The 23,917-nt window shown below is 53.3% G+C and carries 19 protein-coding genes; all 19 read right to left on the minus strand.

Features of this window, described 5'->3' with window-relative positions; translation table 11 throughout:
* The 19 genes from AC3CHX_RS27510 to putA all read right to left on the minus strand — a co-directional run bounded on the left by AC3CHX_RS27510 (window position 1) and on the right by putA (window position 23,710).
* Window positions 1-471, minus strand: coding sequence for a F0F1 ATP synthase subunit B (locus AC3CHX_RS27510; protein ID WP_488631113.1), 471 nt, complete (start codon window positions 469-471; stop codon window positions 1-3).
* Between the two features lie 69 nt (window positions 472-540).
* The gene (gene atpE, locus AC3CHX_RS27515; RefSeq protein WP_011872763.1) at window positions 541-786 is read right to left on the minus strand and encodes a F0F1 ATP synthase subunit C; all 246 of its coding nucleotides are present in this window, start codon (window positions 784-786) and stop codon (window positions 541-543) included.
* Between the two features lie 111 nt (window positions 787-897).
* A complete protein-coding gene (atpB, locus tag AC3CHX_RS27520; RefSeq protein WP_488631114.1) occupies window positions 898-1,725 on the minus strand; it encodes a F0F1 ATP synthase subunit A in 828 nt (275 codons plus the stop codon).
* The gene (locus AC3CHX_RS27525; protein ID WP_488631115.1) at window positions 1,722-2,066 is read right to left on the minus strand and encodes an ATP synthase subunit I; all 345 of its coding nucleotides are present in this window, start codon (window positions 2,064-2,066) and stop codon (window positions 1,722-1,724) included. The genes atpB and AC3CHX_RS27525 overlap by 4 nt, the downstream gene beginning before the upstream one ends.
* Before the next feature lie 131 nt (window positions 2,067-2,197).
* The gene (locus AC3CHX_RS27530; RefSeq protein WP_488631116.1) at window positions 2,198-2,440 is read right to left on the minus strand and encodes an RBBP9/YdeN family alpha/beta hydrolase; all 243 of its coding nucleotides are present in this window, start codon (window positions 2,438-2,440) and stop codon (window positions 2,198-2,200) included.
* 57 nt (window positions 2,441-2,497) lie between these two features.
* On the minus strand, window positions 2,498-3,397 hold the full coding sequence (locus tag AC3CHX_RS27535) for a ParB/RepB/Spo0J family partition protein (RefSeq protein ID WP_488631117.1): 900 nt from the start codon (window positions 3,395-3,397) through the stop codon (window positions 2,498-2,500).
* A gap of 33 nt (window positions 3,398-3,430) precedes the next feature.
* Window positions 3,431-4,201 (minus strand): ParA family protein, encoded by a 771-nt coding sequence (locus AC3CHX_RS27540; RefSeq protein WP_488631118.1) that lies wholly within the window; start codon window positions 4,199-4,201, stop codon window positions 3,431-3,433.
* Window positions 4,202-4,225: 24 nt separating this feature from the next.
* Window positions 4,226-4,858 (minus strand): leucine efflux protein LeuE, encoded by a 633-nt coding sequence (gene leuE / locus AC3CHX_RS27545; protein ID WP_488631119.1) that lies wholly within the window; start codon window positions 4,856-4,858, stop codon window positions 4,226-4,228.
* A gap of 53 nt (window positions 4,859-4,911) precedes the next feature.
* The gene (gene rsmG, locus AC3CHX_RS27550; protein WP_488631120.1) at window positions 4,912-5,580 is read right to left on the minus strand and encodes a 16S rRNA (guanine(527)-N(7))-methyltransferase RsmG; all 669 of its coding nucleotides are present in this window, start codon (window positions 5,578-5,580) and stop codon (window positions 4,912-4,914) included.
* A 173-nt stretch (window positions 5,581-5,753) separates the two neighbouring features.
* Window positions 5,754-7,691: a tRNA uridine-5-carboxymethylaminomethyl(34) synthesis enzyme MnmG gene (gene mnmG / locus AC3CHX_RS27555; protein WP_488631121.1), complete on the minus strand. Its 1,938-nt coding sequence runs from the start codon at window positions 7,689-7,691 to the stop codon at window positions 5,754-5,756.
* A 268-nt stretch (window positions 7,692-7,959) separates the two neighbouring features.
* Window positions 7,960-8,733 (minus strand): sulfite exporter TauE/SafE family protein, encoded by a 774-nt coding sequence (locus AC3CHX_RS27560; protein ID WP_488631122.1) that lies wholly within the window; start codon window positions 8,731-8,733, stop codon window positions 7,960-7,962.
* A 341-nt stretch (window positions 8,734-9,074) separates the two neighbouring features.
* Window positions 9,075-10,049 carry a branched-chain amino acid ABC transporter permease gene (locus tag AC3CHX_RS27565; protein ID WP_488631123.1) on the minus strand — a complete coding sequence of 325 codons (975 nt, stop codon included), beginning with the start codon at window positions 10,047-10,049 and terminating at the stop codon, window positions 9,075-9,077.
* 15 nt (window positions 10,050-10,064) lie between these two features.
* Window positions 10,065-10,949 (minus strand): branched-chain amino acid ABC transporter permease, encoded by an 885-nt coding sequence (locus AC3CHX_RS27570; protein ID WP_488631124.1) that lies wholly within the window; start codon window positions 10,947-10,949, stop codon window positions 10,065-10,067.
* Window positions 10,950-11,174: 225 nt separating this feature from the next.
* Window positions 11,175-12,389 carry an ABC transporter substrate-binding protein gene (locus AC3CHX_RS27575; protein WP_488631125.1) on the minus strand — a complete coding sequence of 405 codons (1,215 nt, stop codon included), beginning with the start codon at window positions 12,387-12,389 and terminating at the stop codon, window positions 11,175-11,177.
* 86 nt (window positions 12,390-12,475) lie between these two features.
* Window positions 12,476-13,237, minus strand: coding sequence for an ABC transporter ATP-binding protein (locus tag AC3CHX_RS27580; RefSeq protein ID WP_488631126.1), 762 nt, complete (start codon window positions 13,235-13,237; stop codon window positions 12,476-12,478).
* Window positions 13,237-14,007 carry an ABC transporter ATP-binding protein gene (locus AC3CHX_RS27585; RefSeq protein ID WP_488631127.1) on the minus strand — a complete coding sequence of 257 codons (771 nt, stop codon included), beginning with the start codon at window positions 14,005-14,007 and terminating at the stop codon, window positions 13,237-13,239. The genes AC3CHX_RS27580 and AC3CHX_RS27585 overlap by 1 nt, the downstream gene beginning before the upstream one ends.
* Window positions 14,008-14,177: 170 nt before the next feature.
* Entirely contained in the window at window positions 14,178-15,803 is a 1,626-nt protein-coding gene (locus AC3CHX_RS27590; protein WP_488631128.1) for a GMC family oxidoreductase, read from the minus strand.
* A gap of 1,874 nt (window positions 15,804-17,677) precedes the next feature.
* Window positions 17,678-19,720 carry an AsmA family protein gene (locus tag AC3CHX_RS27595; RefSeq protein ID WP_488631129.1) on the minus strand — a complete coding sequence of 681 codons (2,043 nt, stop codon included), beginning with the start codon at window positions 19,718-19,720 and terminating at the stop codon, window positions 17,678-17,680.
* Window positions 19,721-20,068: 348 nt separating this feature from the next.
* Window positions 20,069-23,710, minus strand: a complete 3,642-nt coding sequence (putA, locus tag AC3CHX_RS27600) for a trifunctional transcriptional regulator/proline dehydrogenase/L-glutamate gamma-semialdehyde dehydrogenase (RefSeq protein ID WP_488644956.1) — start codon at window positions 23,708-23,710, stop codon at window positions 20,069-20,071.
* Window positions 23,711-23,917 lie beyond the last annotated feature (207 nt).

Consider the following 23,917-nt stretch of genomic DNA (forward strand, 5'->3'; position numbering starts at 1 on the left):
TTACAGCTCTGTTTTCAGTTGATTCAACAAGTCGGCGTGTGCCGCTGCATTGACTTCGCGCTTCAGGATCTGTTCGGCGCCTTTAACCGCCAGGGCCGCAACTTCGCCGCGCAAACCGTCACGCGCTTTGGTTACTTGCTGGTCCGCATCGGCTTTGGCAATCGCAATGATACGTGCAGCTTCATGGGAAGCTGTTTTTTTGGCTTCGTCGATAATCAGCTGAGCGCGCTTTTCAGCCTCGCCAATGCGCTTCTGGCCTTCTTCGCGCGCGCTTGCCATTTCTGCCAGTACCCGCTTTTCAGAGGCTGCCAGATCTGCCTTGCCGCGATCAGCGGCTGCTAAGCCGTCCGCAATCTTCTTGGTGCGCTCATCAAGCGCTTTCATCAACGGCGGCCACACGAATTTCATCGTGAAGCCGGCGAGGATAAAGAAGACCACGAACTGCGCAAACAATGTTGCATTTAAGTTCACGGTAATTTCCTTCTCAGAATAACGTGTGCTGAAATAATTTCAGCAAAATGAGAATCTGTGCCGCCCGAATTACTTAGCGATGAACGGATTTGCGAAAGCGAACAACATGGCGATACCAACACCGATCAGGAACGCAGCGTCGATCAAACCAGCCAGCAAGAACATCTTAGTTTGCAAAGTGTTCATCAATTCTGGCTGGCGTGCGGATGCCTCAAGATATTTACCGCCCATGATAGCGATACCGATACAAGCACCGATAGCACCCAGACCGATAATCAAACCGCAAGCCAAAGCAACAAAAGACAGATCCGTCATGACAATTCCTTCAAAGTTAAAGTTAATACAAAAGGCAAATCAAAAAATAAAACCACCAAACCTACCATTACTGATGCGGGTGCCGCTTAGTGCCGGCTTACATCCCCAACCTTAGTGTTTCTCGTGCGCCTGACCGATGTAGACCAGGGTCAGCATCATGAAAATAAACGCTTGCAACAACACGATCAGGACATGGAAAATCGCCCAGACCGAACCGGCAATCACGTGTCCGACGAAACCGAATGTGGTCGCAGCGGAACCCAGCAATGCAATCAACAGGAACAACAATTCGCCGGCATACATGTTGCCGAACAGTCGCATCCCTAACGACACGGTTTTTGCAGCGAATTCGATAAGATTCAATAACAGATTGAAAGGCGCTAACCAGATACCGAACGGTGCAGTCAGCAATTCATGCACAAAACCGCCGGCGCCCTTGATCTTGATGCTATAAAACAGCATCAGTGCCAGCACACCCAGTGCGATCCCCATCGTGCCGTTCAAATCGGCAGTCGGTACCACGCGGTGATGCGAAATCACGCCATCCAGTCCGACCAGCTTGAAGAAGGTGGCAAACATATCAACCGGCAGGAAGTCGAGCGAGTTCATCAACGCGACCCAGACAAACACGGTCAGTGCCAGCGGTGCGATGAAACTGCGGTCACCGTGGACGATTTCCTTGGACTGGTTTTCAACCATTTCGACCACCATCTCGACGAAAGCCTGAAAACGCCCCGGTACGCCAGGTGTGGCTTTACGCGCTGCCAGATACATCAGCAGGCAGCCGAGCACGCCGGCAAACACCGACCAAAAAATGGTATCGATGTTGATGATCGAAAAATCAATAATCTTGGATTGGTGACCTGTCGAAAGATGCCCAAGGTGATGGACAATATATTCTGAGGGGGTAAGTGGTGCGTCGAGTACAGCTGCAGTCATGATTGGCGTCTAAACAGTAAGATAAAGTAACTTTTCAGCACCACGATGAAGCTGACGATAAAAGCCAGCCAATTGATACCGTGGTACAACCATACAACTGCGCCCAAGAGCGCAACCGTCGTAGCAATTTTGACAAATTCGCCGATAAAAAATGATATCGGATCAGCGCCGCCAGGTTTGCGAGCGCTGAAAAAAAGACGGAGTGCAAACAATCCGTTAGGAACTGCGCAACAGATGCCGCCGAGCAGCGCAGAAATAAATCCGGACATGCCGCCCAATAACCCTGCCACACCTGCAACAACGACCGTGACGATAAATTGCAGGAGCACAATACGTAACATACAGATCCCAAATTGGGCAGAACCGGGCGTCCAGAAGAGTGCGCTTGCGGCAGTTTTAGAAGCCCGAGGATTATACGGTCAGCGTGTTGTTTTCGTCAAACTTTTGCAAGCGAATCATCAGCTTATGCGCGCTATACAACAGTTACGACGCCGCCAAGTTGCGCCAGCCATTGCCTTCCCTGGCGCCAATCGCCAAGACCGCTGGCAGCATTCACATGGCCATGTGCACCAATGTTGTGAAACGCTGCCTGCCAGTTGGCGGCAAAGGGCTGTGCTTTTGATTGTTCACACCCTGGATCGTCGGCAGAAGCGGCGACCGTGCTGCCGAACGGCAAGAGCATGCGTCGCATCGGCGCAAAACCATTCACGTTCACAATGGCAGGAAAATCAGCGCGCTCGACATTCGCCGGAAAACCGCCGTGACATCTTGATTATTCCGGCCCCTTCAGGCGAGTAATCAAACCGTCCAGCGTATCCAGATCGGAAAAGTCGATAATCAGCTGACCGCGATTTTTTGCACCGGTCTTGATCGTCACCAATGTCGCCAGTAAATCCGACAACTCTTCTTCCAGCCGTGCGATGTCGCGCGACTTTGCCTTATTTTTGTCGGCTGGACGGGTGACTGCATTCTGTTCGGCAGTGGTGCGCGTCACCAGCTTTTCCGCATCGCGCACCGACATCCGCTTCGCCACCACCTGATTCGCCAGCGTGATCTGGGTTGCGCCATCAACTGCCAGTAGTGCGCGCGCATGACCCATGTCGATATCGCCGGCCATCAACATGGTTTGTACCGGCTTGGCCAGGTTCAGCAGACGCAACAAATTTGATACCGCGCTACGTGAGCGGCCAACCGACAGCGCCGCTTTTTCATGGGTGAAATCGAAATCGGTAATCAGGCGATGGATACCCTGCGCCTCTTCCAGCGGATTCAGATCTTCGCGCTGGATATTTTCGATCAGGGCCATTGCTGCGGTGGTCTGGTCATCGACGTCCTTGACCAGCACCGGCACTTCGGTCAGACCGGCAATTTGTGCCGCGCGAAAACGTCGTTCACCGGCAATGATTTCATAGTGCTGGGCGCCGTTGTGCAATGCAATTGGCCGCACCAGGATCGGCTGCAGCAACCCTTGCTCCCGGATCGATGCCGCCAACTCGCTCAGGGCCCCTTCGTCCATGCGGGTACGCGGCTGATATTTACCGGCTTGCAACACCGTTACCTGCAACACCGATGGTGCGCCGGCGATGGTGGGTACCGCTTCAGTAATATCGGTCGAACCGCCTAACAACGCATCCAGACCGCGACCCAACCCTTTTGATTTTTTCGTAGCCATATTTATCTTTACATTGCCAGTTACAGTGTCTTGTCACATTGTCTTAATGCGTTCGACCATCTCGGCGCCAAACGCGATGTAGGCCTGCGCACCTTTGGAGGCAGGGTCAAAACTGACGCCGGGCATGCCATACGATGGCGCTTCCGCCAACCGCACGTTACGCGGGATCACGGTCTTGAAAACCTTATCGCCAAAGTGTTGCTCAAGTTCCGTCGACACCTGCTGCGACAGCGTCATGCGCGGATCGAACATGACGCGTAGCAAGCCGATGATTTTCAAATCGGTATTCAAATTTGCATGGACTTTCTTGATGGTGTTTACCAAATCCGACAAACCTTCGAGCGCATAGTATTCGCATTGCATCGGGATGATCACGCCATGCGCCGCACACAGGCCGTTCAAGGTCAGCAGCGATAGCGCCGGCGGGCAATCGATCAAAATAAAATCGTACTCATCGGCTATGCCGGTAAATGCATCTTTGAGACGCTTTTCGCGATTTTCAAGCTCGACCATTTCGACTTCGGCACCGGCCAATTCGCGATTCGCCGGCAGCACATCGAACTTGCCGGTCTCGGAGACAATCCGGACACTCGGGATATCCGACATGCCGAGTAATACTTCGTAGATCGATGCAGTCAGCGTCCCTTTGTTGATGCCGGCGCCCATCGTCGCATTCCCTTGCGGATCGAGATCGGCCAGCAATACACGCTGATTGAGTTGAGCCAGGCCAGCGGCCAGATTAACGGCGGTAGTGGTCTTGCCGACTCCGCCTTTTTGATTGGCGACGCAGAATATTTTTGCCATATGTTGATATTTTTATAGTGTGTGTTAGTTCGTCGTCAGTTTAATGCCAAAACCGATCAGGAAAATTCCCGCGGCTTTAGAGGCGAAAGCAGCGATGAGGCGGTGGCGCGCCAGATGTTTAGCGGCAGCATTTCCAACCAGCACAAGCAGACTACCGTAAAACAAGGCGCAGCTGGAGATGATTCCGGCCATGGTCAGAAAAGTGATGCTGCCGCGTTGCGACACCGGATCGATAAACAACGGGAAAAAGGCCATGTAAAAAATGATCGCCTTCGGATTGATCAAGGTCACAAAAAATCCGCGGCGCCAATCGGCAATATTCGAAAAAGGCACCGCGGCGCCGGCCCCCTCACCTTTTGTGCGCAGCAGTTTGAAGCCCAGGTACGCCAGATAAACGGCACCAAGATATTGCACGCCTTTGAACACGATCGGATTCGCGTGCAACAAAGCGGCAACCCCGATCGCCGCCAGAAACATCAGCACAGCGTCGCCCATCATGATCCCCGTCAACGTGACAAATCCGCTACGCAAGCCTTTCTTGCTGGCACTGGTCAAGACGCAAAATGTGCCGGGTCCGGGCAACATCAAGAACACCATCGTCGCCGCAATCAATTGCCAGACGTCGGTGATGCCTAGGGTGTGAAAAAATGTGCTCATGACATGCTCGCTCTTGTGTTGTGTTAATTAGCTTGCTGATATCAAAACCTGGATTACCGGGCTCGCCTGATGTAAATCAAATGGCGTTCCGCATCCAGGCCGGGAACGGCAATCGGCCGCACTTCAGTGACTTCCCATCCCACCGGCAAACGCGCCATTTCAGCGTCCGGCTGCACGCCTTTGAGCGCAATAAACCGGCCATCCTCAGCCAGTAAATGTGCCGACCAGTTGATGAAGTCGGACAGCTCGGCAAATGCGCGCGAGGTAATCACATCGAATTTATGCGGCACTTGCAACTGTTCGACACGGGCAGTGTATACGCTGACATTCTTCAGGCCGATTTCCGCCTTGACCTGGGTGAGAAATGCTGTTTTTTTATGCACGGTATCAATCATCGAGACGCGCATTTGCGGCGCCGCTGAGAGTGCCCAGATCGCCAGTACCATCCCGGGCAAGCCACCGCCTGCGCCGACATCCAGGACGTTCTGCGCGCCGGAAAACGCCGGGACCACCGCCAGTGAATCGAGCAAGTGATGCGTCATCATCTGCGCCGGTTCACGAATCGAGGTCAGGTTATAGGTCCGATTCCATTTCGCCAGCAAAGTCAGATAAGCCAACAATTGGCTCTGTTGCACTTCGTTCAGATCAATTCCCAATACCTGGGCACCATCGCGCAAGGCGGCGGCCAGCGAACCGTCCGCGCTGGTGTGTACTTGACTCATGCTGCTATTCCTTTGCTATCCCGGCAATGACCTTTGAGGTCGTTAACCATTCTCCAAAACCGGCTGCGGCGTCTGACGTTTGCGTCCTTGCCCAGCAACGCCTGGCTCCCGCCCGCTACCTTACCATCATGTATTTCGGCCATGCGCCGGCCCGTAAAATTGTAGCAACTACCTTAAGCAGCCTGATCGTTGCTGTCAGCGAGTTTGTCCAACTTTTTCATGCCACCTTTTTTGAGGTGTACCAGCAGCAACGACAACGCAGCCGGCGTCACACCGGCAATCCGGGAAGCCTGACCGAAAGTTTCGGGACGATGCTGATTCAATTTTTGTCGCACTTCCATCGACAGCGCCTGCACATCCAGATAATCCAGGTCGGCTGGCAATTTCAGGTTTTCGCTATGTTCATGGCGCTCTACTTCGCGCGCCTGACGGTCGATGTAACCGGCGTATTTGACCTGGATTTCCACCTGCTCCTTGACGGTCTCGTCTGGTACGCCCGGACCGCCGAGGTCCTGCCCGTCAATTCCCTTGAGCGTCATCAACTCATCGTAGGTGACATTCGGACGGCGCAACAAATCGGCCAGCGCATACTCGCGCTCAATTGCCTTTCCAACAACTCTTTCAGCTTCAGCATCCGACAACATGCGCGGGTTGACCCAAGTCGAGCGCAGACGCTCCATTTCAAGCGCCACTGCTTCGCGCTTTTTCTCGAACTGCGCCCATTGCGCATCGCCGACACAGCCCAGCTGCCGACCGATTTCCGTCAAGCGCAAGTCGGCGTTATCTTCGCGCAAACTAAGGCGATATTCGGCACGGCTGGTGAACATCCGGTACGGTTCCTGCACGCCCTGGGTAATCAAATCGTCGACCAGCACGCCCAGATAAGCCTCGTCGCGACGCGGGGTCCAGGCGTCACGTTCCTGTGTCTGCAAAGCCGCATTCAAGCCGGCCAGCATGCCTTGCGCAGCCGCCTCTTCGTAACCGGTGGTGCCATTGATCTGACCGGCAAAGTACAGACCGCCGATCAACTTGGTTTCCAGCGATGCCTTCAGGCCGCGCGGATCGAAATAGTCGTATTCGATCGCATAACCAGGACGCAAAATATGCGCATTTTCCAGACCGGCCATCGACCGCACCAGCGCCAGTTGCACATCAAACGGCAAACTGGTGGAGATGCCGTTTGGATAATATTCGTTGGTAGTCAGTCCTTCTGGCTCCAGGAATATCTGGTGCGAATCCTTACTGGCAAAACGATGAATCTTGTCTTCAATCGATGGACAATAACGCGGACCGACACCTTCAATGACACCGGTGTACATCGGGCTCCGATCGAGGCCGGCGCGAATGATGTCATGGGTCTGCAGATTGGTGTGCGTAATCCAGCACGGCAATTGTGCCGGATGCATTGCAGCGTTACCCATCACCGAAAATACGGGAGCCGGATCGAGATCACCCGGTTGCGGCTGCATGCCTGAGAAATCGATGGTGCGGCCATCAATCCGTGGCGGCGTGCCGGTCTTCAAGCGGCCTTGCGGCAGCTTCAATTCTTTCAGTCGCGCCGACAGCGAGATCGCCGGGGGGTCACCCGCCCTGCCCGCCGAGTAATTATTCAAGCCAACGTGAATTTTGCCGTCGAGGAATGTTCCTGCGGTCAAGACCACTGCACGACTAAGGAAGCGAATACCGACCTGTGTCACTGCACCAACCACACGGTCCCCCTCGACGATCAAATCGTCGACGGCCTGCTGGAACAGCCACAAGTTAGGTTGATTTTCGAGACGCGAGCGTATCGCCTGCTTGTACAGGATACGATCGGCCTGCGCACGAGTTGCGCGGACCGCCGGTCCTTTGGAAGAATTCAGAATCCGGAACTGGATACCGGCCTCGTCGGTAGCTATCGCCATCGCCCCACCCATTGCATCCACCTCTTTTACGAGATGGCCCTTGCCAATCCCACCTATCGATGGATTGCATGACATCTGACCCAGGGTCTCGATATTGTGCGTTAGCAGCAGGGTTCTTTGGCCCATGCGCGCAGAGGCAAGAGCAGCTTCGGTTCCGGCATGGCCGCCACCGACAACGATTACATCAAAATTTGTAGGAAAGAGCATAGTGCGCCTCGATGAGACGGTGAACAGAGGCGTGATTATAAATCCAATTCAGATCGACCGCCCGCTTGTCCGGCGCACTTGTGGTATCAGTGCAGCATTCACGATTCAAGTTTTCGGAAGTAACAAACTTACTATCAAGATATTTCGGCAGAAAATAGTTTCACGTGAAACATTCAAACTATTTTCTCGCGCTGCAAAGATTCTGCGCAAAAAAATGCTGGTTGTTTCACGTGAAACAACCAGCTTCAAAACAATCCGCTCAATAACCTTATTTCAAGAATGCATCGTAACTAGTCTTCAATATCAGTGCCGATACCACGACCAGGAATAATTTACGGACAAATCCACTGCCATGTTTGATTGCCAGACGCGTACCGACTAATGATCCCGCCACGTTACAGATCGCCATCAGTAAAGCAAGCTGCCAAAGAATGTGCCCGCTATAACCGAACCATAACAGCGCTGCAAGATTTGTCGCCACATTGATTATCTTCGATATTGCAGATGCCGCCAGAAAATCGAAGCCAAAAAATCGCACAAACAGGAAAATCAGGAAGCTACCTGTACCAGGGCCAAAAAAGCCATCATAAAAACCAATTCCGCCGCCAATCAACACGGCAATCAGTTTTTCTGTCGAACCGGTATGCAGCGGCGCGTGGATACTGCCGAAATCCTTTTTCTTAAACGTGTAAACCGCTACCGCTAATAAAATGAACGGTAAGGTCTTGCGGATAGCTTCGGTTGGAATATGCGTGACGGTATAGGCACCTAGAAATGCAAATAAAAACGCCGCGCCTGCCGCCGGTACCGCCGCACTCCACGCCACTCGCACCCGTCGGCCATAATTAACCGCTGCCGCGCTGGTGCCGAATATGCTCGCCAGTTTATTGGTGCCGAAGATGGTCGCCGGCGCGGTATTCGGCAGCATGGAAAATAATGCCGGGATCTGGATCAACCCTCCCCCACCCACCACCGCGTCTATCAATCCGGCCACGAAACCGGCCGCAGCCAGGAACGCATAATTGAATAAAAGATCAGGCATGCTGCCGCCCCCGCTGCACTGGGGAAATATTGAGGTACTGAATAAGAAATATCATCAGGGAAATATGGGATCAGGTTGAATATTGCGGTAGCGATTAATACACAATGCAATCGGGCCTCAATTCTACCTATTGCCGACACGTAATGCCGTATTAATCGGGCAAAGGAAATGGCGGTGTATTGTGCCTTGGCGACAGGCAATTAAATTGCCTTTTAGGTATTATTATTTATCGATAACGATTAGCCGGTACTAACCCAATGCAGAATGGATAAGAAAAAAAGCCCGCACAGGCAAACTGTACGGGCTTCCATTCACGCAATTACCTATCGGCCGCTATCCCCTCAGCTATCAGCCGCACGCCTTTTAAACAGCGCGCCAATCTCCCCTACAATCCCGCGCCGGAACGCCAGCACACAAACGATGAAAATAAACCCGGTAACAATGGTCACCGATTCGCCCAGGCTGTTAAACCATTCGATATGCGTGACTGCAGCCAGCCAGCCGCCAATGTCGCCCAGCTTGTTTTCGAGCACGATAATAATCACCGCGCCAACAATCGGCCCCGTAAGGGTGCCAAGGCCACCCACAAGCGTCATCAATACAACCAGGCCAGACATGGTCCAATGGGCGTCTGTGAGCGTCTCAAAGCCCAGTACCAACGCCTTGGTGGCACCGGCAAGACCGGACAGCGCCGCCGACAAGACAAACGCCAGCAATTTGTATCGATCGACGTCGTAGCCGAGTGAAATGGCGCGCGGTTCATTTTCCTTGATGGCCTTCAGCACCTGACCGAACGGCGAATTGATGGTGCGGACGATCAACGCAAATCCAAGCGCCGCAATTGCCAGCACGACGTAATACAAGGTCAGGTCATTTTCAAGACCGATCAGCCCCAGCAGCTTCCCGCGCGGCACGCCTTGCAAGCCATCCTCGCCGCCGGTAAACGGTGCTTGCAGGCAGACGAAATACGCCATCTGCGCCAGCGCCAGCGTGATCATCGTGAAATAAATCCCCTGGCGGCGAATCGCCAGGCTGCCCATTACCAGTCCAATCAGCGCACCGGCCAGCATGCCGAGTATCAGTCCCAGCTCGGTTGGCAAACCAAGCTTCGTCAATGTAAAACCGGCGACATAACCGGCGCCGCCAAAGAACGCTGCATGACCGAACGACAACAGGCCGGTGAAACCGATCAGCAAATTGAAAGCGCAGGCAAACAGCGCAAAACACAACACTTTCATCAAAAACACCGGATAGATGCCAAACGGCGCCGCCAATGCCGCGATCAATATCAAGCCATAGAGAATTTTTTTATTCATGCCGCTCACCTTTTTCTATTTCTCTTTACCGAACAAACCGGCTGGACGAATCATCAACACGATCGCCATCACAATGAAGACCACGGTGGCCGATGCTTCCGGATAAAACACCCGCGTCAATCCTTCGATCACACCCAGGGCCAACCCGGTCACGATGGAACCCATGATCGAACCCATGCCGCCGATCACCACAACCGCGAAGACGACGATAATCAGGTTGGAGCCCATCAGTGGCGAGACCTGGATCACGGGCGCCGCCAGCACCCCTGCAAAGGCCGCCAAAGCGACGCCGAAGCCGTAGGTCAAGGTGACCATCAACGGCACGTTGATACCGAACGCTTCGACCAGCTTCGGATTCTCGGTGCCGGCGCGCAGATACGCGCCGAGTTTGGTCTTCTCGATCACGAACCAGGTCGCAAAGCACACGATCAATGAAGCAAATACCACCCAGGCACGATAGTTCGGCAACATCATGAAGCCGACATCGGTAGCGCCGCCCAACAACTCCGGCACTGAATACGGCTGGCCGGAAACGCCATAGAACGAGCGAAAGATGCCTTCCACCATCAGCGTAATGCCGAAGGTCAGCAGCAGACCGTATAAATGGTCCAGTTTGTATAGCCAGCGCAGCATGGTTTTTTCGATGACGATACCGAACATGCCGACGACGAGCGGCGCCAGGATCAGCATCACCCAATAATTCAGATTGAAATACGTCAATCCGATCCAGGCGAGAAATGCGCCCATCATGTACAACGCGCCGTGGGCGAAATTGATCACGTTGAGCAGGCCGAAGATCACCGCGAGGCCCAGCGACAACATGGCGTAAAACGAACCGTTGACCAGCCCCAGCAACAGCTGGCTCATCAGGGCTTGGAAGGAAATGCCGAATAGTTCCATGGCAATGTCATCATAAAATCACTCGGAAAACCGTTCAGCGTCTTTCGGCGTCAATACCGCATGCGCGACCGGCGATGCCGGCCCCGTGCAGAAAGATGTTGAGCAGCTATAAAGTGATGAACCATCAAACAGCACGACGGCGCGTTAATCGCAGAATAATCGACGCGCCGTCAGTACCAGACCCGGGTACTTACGTCAGTTGCAATTATTTATGGCAGCCACACATTATTTCCAGGCCGCACATTTGGAATCAGCCTTCGCCATAAATGCTTTCTCCGCCGGAATAGTCTGGATCTTGTTCAGATAATCCCATGGATATTTGGACTCGGCGGGGGTCTTGACCTGATACAACGTCATCTCATGCACTACCCGGCCATCAGGACGCAGATAAGCATTCTTGGTGAACATATCGTTGAATTTGGTCTTGCGCAGCTGCGCCATCACTTTCTCGCCATCGTCGGTGCCGATCGTTTTCACCACATTCAGATATTGCGTGGCAGCTGAATAATCCGCGGCCTGCAGACTCGACGGTTCTTTTTTCATTTTTGAGAAATAACGCTTGGCCCACGCACGCGACGCATCGTCCTGATCCCAGTACCAGCTATCCGTCAAATACATGCCCTGTGTTTGCTTCAGCGTCAGCGAGTGAATGTCGTTGATAAACACCAGCAAGCCAGCCAGCTTGGCGGTCTTGGTAATGCCGAATTCATTCGCTGCCTTGATCGCATTGATCGTGTCGCCGCCAGCATTTGCCAAACCGATGATTTGTGCTTTCGATGCTTGCGCCTGCAGCAGGAACGAAGAGAAATCGGATGCATTCAACGGGTGTTTTACCGCCCCGAGAACGGTACCGCCCGAAGCCTTCACCACCGTCGTCGTGTCTTTTTCCAGCGAGGCGCCAAAAGCATAATCCGCAGTCAGAAAATACCAGCTCTTGCCGCCCTGCTTGACCACCTCCGAACCGGTGCCGTTAGCCAGCGCATAAGTGTCATACGCGTAGTGCACGGTGTAAGGCGTGCATTCTTCGTTAGTCAAACGGGTGCTGCCCGCGCCAATTTCGAAAAAGGGTTTCTTCTTTTCGGCAGCAATCTTTGCCATCGCCAAAGCGGTGCCGGAGTTGGTGCCGCCGATCAGTACATCCAGCCCTTGCTGGTCGAACCATTCGCGCGCTTTGCTCGATGCAATGTCGGCCTTGTTCTGATGATCCGCTACCAGTAATTCAATTTTCTTGCCCTTGATATTTCCGCCCATATCCGCAATCGCCATCTTGATCGCTTCCGCGCCGCCGGGGCCGTCGATGTCGGAATACACACTCGACATGTCGGTGATGAAACCGATCTTGATGGTGTCGCCGGAGATTTGTGCCGCTGCAGGTCCGGCCAGGCCAAACGCCAGCGTGCTGGAAACTGCGAGTGTCAGTGCCTTGAATCTGATAGTCATTAGCTTCTCCATTTTTTAAACCACTTTTAAATCACCAACGGAAGGTGTGCCGCTCACGTTCTAAACCCTGTCCTAAACCCTGCTTCCTAAACACCCAATAATGTATTCAACACCGGCATTTTTTGCTGTAGTTCCGAGGCGCCGAAAGTCTCCACAATCTGGCCATGTTCCATCACATAGAAGCGGTCCGCCAATGGCGCCGCAAAACGGAAATTCTGCTCAACCATGACGATGGTGTAGCCCTTCGCCTTGAGCATCATGATCATGCGTCCCAATGCCTGCACGATCACCGGCGCCAGGCCTTCCGAAATTTCATCGAGCAACAATAAGCGCGCACCGGTACGCAGGATCCGCGCCACTGCCAACATCTGTTGTTCACCACCGGACAAGCGGGTGCCCTGACTGTTTTTTCGCTCTTCCAGATTCGGAAACATGTCGTAGATTTCAGCAATCGACATACCTTTATCCGTCTTCGATACTGACGGTGGCAAGAGCAGATTTTCTTCAGTCGAAAGCGAAGAAAAAATGCCGCGCTCCTCGGGACAATAACCAACGCCCAGGTGCGCAATTTTATGCGTCGGCAAAGCAATGGCTTCGGTGCCGGCAATCCTGATCGAGCCTTTGCGGGTCCCGGTCAATCCCATGATCGCGCGCATGGTGGTCGTGCGGCCGGCGCCATTGCGGCCCAGCAGCGTCACCACTTCCCCCGCGTTCACGGTCAGATTCACGTCGTGCAAAATATGCGATTCGCCGTACCAGGCTTGTAGATTGCTGATGCTGAGTGCGGGTGTCACAACGCCTGACCCGGAAGACGTTGGCGCAGCAAGCGGAGAAATAACGGACGACATCAATGCGCTCCTTCCAGTACTGCCGATTCGGTGCCCATATAAGCTTCCATCACCTGCGGATTCGTTGCTACTTCTTCGTAGCGCCCTTCCGCCAACACCGCACCGCGTTGCAACACACTGATCTTGTCGCAAATGCCGGAGACCACACCCATGTTGTGTTCGACCATCAGAATGGTGCGGCCGGCCGATACTTTCTTGATCAGCGCCGTGACGCGATCGACATCTTCATGGCCCATGCCCTGCGTCGGTTCGTCCAGCAACATCAGTTCCGGCTCCATGCCAAGCGTGGTCGCGATTTCCAATGCACGTTTGCGGCCATACGGCAAATCGACGGTCAACGTGTCGGCAAACTCCGTCAAATCGACTTCCGCCAGCAGCGCCATCGCACGATCCCTTAATTGCGACAATGTGTTGCCGCTTTTCCAGAAATGGAAAGAAGTCCCGAGCGAGCGCTGTAAACCTATGCGGACATTTTCCATCGCCGTCAGATGCGGAAACACCGCAGAAATCTGGAATGACCGAATGATCCCCTGCCGTGCAATCTGCGCCGGCGCAGCAGAAGTGATGTCGCGGTTATTGAATAAAATCTGGCCCGAAGTCGGGACCAGAAATTTGGTCAGCAGATTGAAACAGGTCGTTTTACCAGCACCGTTAGGGCCGATCAACGCATGGATATGACCACGCTCAACCTGCAAATTGACGTTATTTACCGCCGTAAAGCCTTTGAACTCTTTCGTCAGGCTTCTTGTTTCCAAGATAATGTCGCTCATCCGGTCTCCTCATATTTTTGCTCTGTGCCGGGATGCCCCGGGCGCTAAATACTATTGGTTCGGTGTTATCACTTTTATAGTTTTTTACGGATACTACAGTTCACCTCCAGGCTGAGCAATACGTAGAAATACTATAGCCCGGCCCTGCTCCAGTCAGCGCGATCAGCCTGTCAAAGCGCTTTATCCAAAATGAATTTCGCCGCCATTTCAGCAATCATGATGGTCGGTGAATTGGTGTTGCCCGAGGTGATCGTCGGCATCACGGAGGCATCTACAACCCGTAGCCCGTTTACGCCAATTACGCGCAATTTACTATCAACTACGGCTAACGTATCGCCTACGCGACCCATCTTGCAAGTCCCGACCGGGTGAAAAATGGTCGTGCCGACTTCTCCTGCAGCACGAATCAATTCTTCCTCGGTTTGAAATTGCAAGCCCGGCTTGAACTCCTGCGGCGCATATTTTTGCAATGCCGGTGCGGCGGCGATCTTTCGCGTTAACACCACGGAATCGGCAGCAACCTTGCGATCGGCCGCCGTCGCCAGGTAATTCAACGTGATTTTCGGTGCGGCCAAAGGATCACCTGAAGCCAGACGAATATGACCACGCGACGTCGGCCGCAAATTGCAGACGCTGGCGGTGAAAGCTGGAAAATCGTGCAGCGGATCGCCAAATTTTTCCAGCGACAATGGCTGCACGTGATACTCAAGATTCGCCGTTTCCCGGGTCGGATCCGATTTGGCAAAGGCTCCCAATTGCGATGGTGCCATCGACATCGGACCACTGCGCGAGAGCATGTATTCCATGCCGATTTTCATTTTTCCCAACCAGTTATTCGACATCATGTTGAGTGTCTTTACCCCGTTCACTTTGAACGCCATGCGTATCTGCAAATGATCCTGCAGATTTTCGCCAACCCCCGGTGCTTCGTACAATACCGGAATCTGCTGCTGCTGTAAAAGTGCTGCCGGACCGATGCCGGAGAGCTGCAAAATATGCGGTGATCCGACCGCACCGGCACACAATAAAACTTCACGGGCGGCTTGTGCGGCCCACTCTTTTCCGCCACCGAAAAACTCAACGCCTTTGCATTGCAAGCCATCTTCGCCGGTTTCAATCTGCAGCCGTTTCACCTGGCAACCGGTCATGATTTCCAGATTACCGCGCGCAGCAGCCGTGCGCAAAAAAGCCTTTGAAGCATTCCAGCGAATACCGCGTTTTTGATTGACGTCAAAGTAGCCCACGCCTTCGTTATCGCCCCGATTGAAATCGTCGATTTTCGGAATCCCGGTTTCAGCCGCCGCATCGCGAAAAGCATCCAGAATTTTCCATGACAAGCGTTGTTTTTCGACACGCCATTCGCCGCCGGCGCCATGGAATTCGTTCGCACCGTTGTGGTGATCTTCACTTTTCTTAAATGCCGGCAGTACATTGTTCCAGCGCCAGCTATCGTCGCCGGTCAATGCCGCCCACTGATCGTAATCGCGGGCCTGACCGCGCATGTAAATCATGCCGTTAATGGATGAAGATCCACCCAACACCTTGCCGCGCGGATAAATCAAACTGCGATTATTCAGACCGGCATCCGGTTCGGTCCGATACAACCAATCGGTGCGTGGATTGTTGATGCAATACAGATAACCGACCGGAATATGAATCCAGATGTAATCGTCTTTGGCCCCGGCCTCGATCAGCAACACGTTAACCTTAGGGTCTCGCGTCAATCGGTTAGCTAATACACAACCTGCGGTTCCAGCGCCAACAATAACGTAGTCGTATTTACCTGCTGCTTCCATTTGTCTCTTTCTCTTTTTTCGTCAGCTTGTTGCCGGCTGTTTTTGTAAAAAGCGGTTGATGGTGTCGATATATCAACTTTCAATATTCTTTCCGGCAAACAACGCAGTTTGCTTGAGGATGCCGTTGACGAAAATTGCAATGACTTCCTCAGAAATACGCGCATCGACGTTGCCTGTGAATAACTTAATGTTTTTTTGATAAAAATTTCAGTTTGACCAAAGCCGTTGTTGCAAAACCTGTGCTGAGTCGAATGGAAGCAGTAGCGCTTATTTATCTACTTTGTTACTTACTAGAAACTTACCCGGCCTTAAATTCAGATAGAACATTCTGTTTTACGTTTCTTTGGTGAATTTAATTGCTTTATAGGCAATTTTATTTTGCTCGAAGTAAGGAGGAAGTATTCATTTTTAATGTTTTCTTGCTGCTAAAACAATGATCTTTCCGTCTTCAGGTCATCTGTATATTTAATTTAAAGGTTTATATATATAAATAGTAGTAGTAGTTAACGACCTGCTTTTCTGTGGATAACTATTTAATTTTCTTTAAAAACAATAGCTTACAATGATGATAAACGCTGAGTAAGGCTTGTATTTGTTAACCACAGTTGTTGGATAAAAATCTGGAAGTGAAAAACATCTCGGATATCCCCAACTAAGCAGCAGAGATATCCAGAGACTTATCCACAGGCTAAGAGTCAATTGGTGAAAATAGACGTCATGTTTGCTTTGAGAAGCTTCTTTTTTGAACTGCAAGCACGCATTCTTGAAGCAAGTAAAGTTGTATTTTTTACAGTATTTCCGGGGCAAACGGATTTTTCCGGTTTTAGGTTTACTTGTTTAAATATATGAATAGTAATAGTAGTTAACGACACCATTTTCTGTGGATAACACTAGATTCTTTTTTGTAAACATATGCTTACAGATTGGATAACAGTGCAGTAAACGCTGTATTAAAAAGGAATAGTTGTTGAACAGAAATCCGGATATGAAAAACAAGCTCGATTTCCACATCGAATGCACTGAATATCAACAGAGTTATCCACAAAATTGCTATTTGCATACCGAAATAACCATGCATGTGGCGTTTTTAGTAGAAAAATAGGCATTTATTTCATCGTTTGGCAGACTTCAACCGCTGGCACAACCGCTTAGTGTGTAAAAACAGGCGAGCTCCAGTCAGGTCAAACTTGATTTAGCGCAAATTTTTTAGTAAACAGGTCTTCAAAAACGCATGACATCCAGCGCAATGTCTTCACGCTGGTGCTTGGCATCCAGTCTCTTCAGTGTCGGGCGGTAAACGTCAGATCGACGTTCAGCCGTTTTTTACAGAATTCAGCTGCTTTTTTTAAAGATATCCAGGAAATCAGCGTTTTTAGGATTTTAGTTAACGATTTATAGATATAAATAGTAATAGTAGTTAACGACCATTCTTTCTGTGGATAACGCCAAAAAACTCCTTGTAAACAGATGTTTACAATTTGGATAAGGCTTGAGTAAACGCTGTATCGGAAAAGAATAGTTGTTGAACAAAAATTCAAACGCTGAAGAATCCGCAGATATCCCCACTGGAAGCAGCTGATATCCATAGGGTTATCCACATTTCCTGCTCAATGAGATCGCTTTGATGGCAAAAATATGCCGATCGCCATCCCGCGTTTTAGCCATGGAACAGGGGCTAAAACAGACCGGGCTATGCTGGAAAAACTGGCTTTAGGAGGATGTTCCGAACGGAAACAGGCAGGCTGGTACGACAAATTGCCTATGAAATCGCGGCCTGGGAAGAATGAATGCTCTCAGGAACTGCTGCCAACCAGGTCAGGCGTTGGCAGGTTGATTAAACGCTGCTAATTCGCCTTGGATCGCGCTGGAGACGTTTAATGCGTGCGTTGTGGCGCTCTGGCCTTGCTACGCGCAGTTTTGCCTGGTGGGGGCGCTGTCGGCTTCAGCCTGGCCTCGGCCAGCAAGCCGGCGCAATCGGCATGCTGCTCAGCACCGATGCTCATCAGAGGCAACAATGCGGCTACAGGCGCCAGGACACCGAGCGCAATCGCGCCACCAGCCTTTAATGCCAACACACCCTTATTCACCCCTACCTCAGGACTTTTAAAGCTGCCAGCGACGTATAACGGCGATCTGAGGGTAATGATGCGCAGGCCCTTGCTCTTTGGTCGGACATCCAGCGCGAGCAATTCCCTGGCCAGATCGATCTGGCCGCTGACATTGATGATGGCATCGTCGGTATCCAGCACGAAAGTGCGGGTCTGCATGACGCCATTGGTGATCGCAAAGTCGCTCGCCAGGCAATTCAGTTTTACCGGTTTGTCGCCGAAGAGTTTGGTAATTACCACGTTGGCGATGTTCAGGCCGGCGGCTTCGAGGATGAATTTACTCATGGTGCCCTGATTGATCAAGGCTTTCAGTTCGCCGTTGGACGTAGCGAGCAGAGTAGCCACCGAATTGCCGACGCCGGACAAAGCCGCGTCGCCATTGATTTCACCGAGACTGGCGCGAGACGATTCCAGGGTCGGGAACAGCTGCTTGATTTTCAGGTGGCGCGCCGACATTTTCATTTCCGCCTTGATGGTCTTGCCGCTAGCATCGAGTTTGATGGTCGAAACCAGATTCCCGCCGGCAACGCCGAAATTCAGCGGTGTCAGCGACAGCACGCTGTTGTTCAGGTGAACGTCGGCTACCAGATCCTGAATTGGCAATTCCTTCTGCCGAATAATCTTGCGGCCGGTAAATTTGACGTCGGCATCGATGCTGCCCCAGCGTTCGGTATGGAATTCTTCGTGCGGCAACGCCCTGTTGCCTGGCTGCACCGGGGCGACGCCGCGATTCGCCTTGCTCGCATTCGAGTCGGCCCCGATCAACGGCGCCAAATCTTCCAGTCGCAGCTGGTTTGACAGCACACTTCCCTGCAGCAGAGGCCGCGGTTTTTTAGCCACATATTCAAGCGTTCCGGACAAATCGCTGGAACCGACCCGGCCGCTGAATTTTTCATAGGTCCAGTCGCCACCGCCAGCTTGAATTTTTCCAATGAGCCGACCTTCCGTCGAGAACGGTGGTGTGGCCGGTAGCACGATACCGGTCAGCGGATACAAATCCGCCATACTGGCGCCGGACAGTTTCAGTCGCAGATCGAGTGCCGCCAGCGCGCTGGGCTTGGTCAAACTACCTTGAATTGCGATGGCCGTTTTGCCGACATGCACGCTGGCTTGCAGCGGATACGGGGTGCTCGAGTTCTGTAGCGATAGCACCGCGCCCGCTTTGCCGCTGCCGCTCACCGGCGCGTTGTTAAAACTGCCCGCAACGTTCCAGCCGATGCCGTAACCTTCCTTGGTGCTATCGCTCAGCGTATCGATGTTCGCCTTGATATCGAGCTTGTTGATGGGATCCAGTAGCCGCACAGTGGCTTTTGCCAGCACTATTTTTTGTAGTTCCAGTTGCCAGCTCGAGGGTGTGGAAGATTTGAAGGTCCAGTTGTTCTTGCCATCGGGAGAGCGTTCCAGCATCAGCGTCGGTGTGTCGAGCTGGAGTGTTGGCAGGACGATTTTTTTTGCCAGCAACTGCAGCGGACTCAAGGAAAAAGTCACTTGTCCGACCTCGACCATCTGCGCGCCGGTTTTGGCCCAGTCCGGATTGCCGAGCACAATATCGTGCGCCGCCAGTCGCGGCCATGGAACCAATTTGCGCCAGCCCGATTCTTCTGTTTGCGGTTTAAGCCAGGTCAACGACAAGTCGCCGCGGATGGCAAAAGGGCGACCGGCGGCTTCGCTGATCCGCTGGTTCAACCAGGGCCTGGCCCGATTCCAGTCGAACGTCAGCAAAAATACCAGACATAGCGCCAGCACGACTAGCAGGCTGCCAGCACACCAGGCCAGAATTTTTAAAGCGTGAAATCGGGGAGCGGTCATAGAAAGAAGTGGCGACTTGTGACATTAACGCATGGCTCAAGTTGAAAACGTTGAACTATGCGCAGTCGTCCAACGTGCGAGATGCAACCAGGGTTTCTAGGCGGTGCGGCTATTTTTTATCCTGTGTCTTTAAGCGTGATGGCAAGCGCCCCCGTATTTCAGCAGAGTAACACTGGCTTGAGGAAAAGTGGTCGTCAGTTGAGCTGCCAACCGCAGTTTGGATGACTGAAGATGGATGCCGCTCATCTGCCCTACTTTCTTAGCCAGTTGCGGACAAAAAAAATGGGCCATCGTCGTGAACGATGGCCCGTCTGACTGTACAGACTCGGAAATTTTCCGTTTTACAAACTACGCCTCCAACGTCATCAAACTGGCGTTACCGCCCGCTGCTGTGGTGTTTACGCATAAAGCGCGTTCGGCGACCAATCTCCAGAGTGGAATCGGCGCATATTCCGAGGTTTCCAGCAGCGGCACCAAAGCGCCATCCCGCGCCGCCAGCAGCGGATGCAGGCGCGCCAGTTCAGCACTATCGACCAGCGCCAGATGCAGTGCGATGGCGTCCTTATCGCTAGCGTTGACGACATTGCTGATCGTCTGAATGGTAACGCGCACCGCCTTTGGCAAGCCGCTTGGCATCAAGCCGGATGCCGCGGCTTCGATCACCGGCGTATTGCCGGTAGCGAGCACCGCAGCCAGCTGATTCAACATCGCACCGACCGTCGTCGCACTACATAACACCGCACCGCGCGGCGCGAACGACAAGGTATTCCGTTCTCCGGTCGGTCCCGGCAAGACCATCGAAGTCCCCAGCCAGCTCTGGTGGATATATTCCTGGCCGAGTGCGGCGATGCGTTGATGGCCGTGGGTTTTCGCCCAACTCAATAACGCCTGCAGCGCCGGTGTGCCTTCGGCAGCGGTTGCGCTGGCTTCATGTATCGTGTGTGCACCCAAGCTCACCAAGGGGTTCAGTTGCAGGCGTTTCAGATATAGCGGGCCGCCGGCTTTGGGTCCTGTGCCCGATTTACCTTCACCACCGAATGGCTGCACGCCAACTACCGCCCCGACGATATTTCGATTCACATAAATGTTGCCGACATGGGCGCGGCTTGAGATGAAATCGATGGTTTCATCGATACGTGAATGGACCCCGAGCGTTAATCCGTAACCGCTGGCGTTAATCGCATCGATCAGTTGCGGCAGTTCGGCACGCGTGTAGCGCAGCACGTGCAGCACCGGACCGAACACTTCGCGCTGCAATTCATCCAGCGCGCCGATTTCAATCAGCGTCGGTGCTACGAAAGTGCCGTTTTGTTGCGCAGCGGACAGCGGCAGTTGGAAGAAGTCTTTTGCCGTGCCTTTCATCTTCTCGATATGCGCTTGCAATTGTCCTTGCGCGTCGGCGTCGATGACCGGTCCGATATCGGTGATCAGGCGGTCCGGATTGCCGATGCGCAGTTCCTGCATCGCGCCTTTCAGCATGTGTATGGTGCGGTCGGCGATATCGTGTTGCAGGCACAGCACACGCAATGCCGAACAGCGTTGACCGGCACTGTCGAAAGCCGAGCTGAGCACGTCCACCACCACCTGTTCCGGGAGCGCGCTGGAATCAACGATTAACGCATTCTGACCGCCGGTTTCAGCGATGAACGGCAGGTCGACGCCTTCTTTTACCGCGCGTTCGGCGAGCGTCCGATTGATCAGTTGCGCGACTTCGGTTGAGCCGGTGAAAATCACGCCTTTGATGCGTGCGTCAGCCGTCAGGCTGGCGCCGACGGTATCGCCGCGGCCCGGCAAGAGTTGCAGCGCCGCGCGCGGAATGCCGGCCTGATGCAGCAGTTCTACTGCACGGCTGGCGATCAACGGCGTTTGCTCGGCCGGTTTGGCCAGCACCACATTTCCGGCTGCCAGCGAGGCGCTGATTTCGCCGACAAAAATCGCCAGCGGGAAATTCCATGGACTGATGCAAACCACCGGACCGAGCGCCAGCGCAGGTTGCGTATGCCGGATTTGTGCGGCGTAATAGCGCAAAAAATCGACCGCTTCGCGTACTTCCGCAATCCCGTTAGGCAGCGATTTCCCGGCTTCACGGACTGCCAGTGCGATGAATTCCAATTGATTTTCTTCGAACAAATCTGCAGCCCGCATCAGCATTTCGGCACGCTCCGCCGGCGGCAACGCTTGCCAGTCGAGCGCGTAGGCGGTGGCCGCCTGCAGCGCGTGCTCGACATCGTCGGCGCTGGCTTCGATGACGCTACCGACGACATCGCGATGATCGGCCGGATTCAAGATCGGTTGCGCCGCACTGCTGCCGGCAATCTGTAATGCCGCGATCAACGGCAGCGCTTGCCATTGGCGGCTGCCGAATTCCTTAAATGCCGTATCAATTGCGCGCAGCACATCTTCATTGCTGAGGTCGACACCGGCAGAATTCTTGCGCTCGACACCATACAGCGCGCGCGGAAGTGAGATGTTGGCATGCGGTTCGCCGCCGAGCTTGAGCGCGGCTTCCAGCGGATCGGCAATCAGTGTGTCGATCGACACGTTTTCGTCAACGATTTGATTGACGAACGAGGAATTTGCACCGTTTTCCAGCAAGCGTCGCACCAGGTAAGCGAGCAATGTCTGATGGGACCCGACCGGCGCATAAATCCGGCATGGCTTGTCCAGATTATCTTTTCCAACCACCTGGTCGTAGAGCGTTTCGCCCATGCCGTGCAGGCATTGGAATTCATAATCGGTGATGTTTTTTTCTTGCGCCCAGCTGTAAATCGTCGCCAGTGTTTGCGCGTTGTGGGTCGCAAATTGCGGATAGATGACATCGGTCGCTGCCAGCAATTTTTGCGCACATGCCAGGTATGAAACATCGGTGTAAACCTTGCGGGTATAGACCGGATAGCCGGGCATGCCGTCGACTTGCGCGCGCTTGATTTCGGCATCCCAATACGCTCCCTTGACCAGCCGCACCATAAATTTCTGACCGCTGCGGCGCGCCAGGTCGGTCAGATAGTCGATGACGAACGGGCAGCGTTTCTGATACCCCTGCACCACGTAACCGATACCTTGAAAACCGGCCAGATCCGGATCGAATGCCAACGCTTCCATCAAATCCAGCGACAGTTCCAGGCGGTCCGCTTCTTCGGCGTCGATATTCAAGCCGATGTCGTATTGCTTGGCCAGCAAAAGCAGCTGCTTCAGACGCGGCAATAGTTCGGTCAGGGTGCGTTGCTGCTGGGCGCGTGAATAGCGAGGATGCAGTGCGGATAATTTGACCGAGATGCCGGGACCGTCTTTAATTCCGCGACCCGCCGAGGCGCGGCCGATGGCGTGGATCGCGTCTTCATACGATTTGTAATACGCGGCGGCATCTTCTTCGGTCAATGCCGCTTCGCCCAGCATGTCGTAGGAATAGCGATAGCCGCGCTTTTCGTTGTCGCGGCTGTTGCTGAGCGCTTCGGCGATGGTTTGTCCGGTGACAAACTGATTTCCCAGCATGCGCATGGCAACATCGACGCCTTTGCGGATCAATGGCTCGCCACCCTTGCTGATCAGTTTGGTCAGGGCGGAACCGAGGCCGCGTTCGCTATTCGTGCTGACCAGTTTGCCGGTGATCAGCAGGCCCCAGGTTGCGGCATTGACGAACATGGATGGCGACTCGCCCAGATGACGGCCCCAGTCACCTTTGCTGATCTTGTCGGCGATCAGACGGTCGGCGGTTTGATGATCGGGAATCCGCAATAGCGCTTCGGCCAGACACATCAGCGCCACGCCCTCTTCCGACGACAGTGAAAATTCATGCATCAGCGCATCCACACCGGAGGCGCGGGTGCGCTTCTCGCGCACCGACTGCACCAGTTTGCGCGCCAGATCCCGGCTGGCCGCATGGGCGCTCGGGCTATCCTGCACTTGCGCCAGCAACCACTGCACGGCGAGCGTTTCATCACGGCGATAGGCGGCGGTGATCGCGGCACGCAACGGCGACGGATTGCGCATCACTTCCGCATGGAATTCGGTAAATGCGATCGTGCCCGATGATGAAGTCAGCGTGGATTGCGTCGGCATGGTGGTTGTCTCGAAATAGGTAAAAAAGCAATGAAACGAAATGGTGGGGGAAGAATTCCGCAAAGCTTGCGAATCGGTCGATTGTAGGCGTCATCACGATGGATTTATTCTGGTAATACAGGTGACTATCAAAATTTT

This window comes from Glaciimonas sp. OK215, from assembly GCF_057787885.1.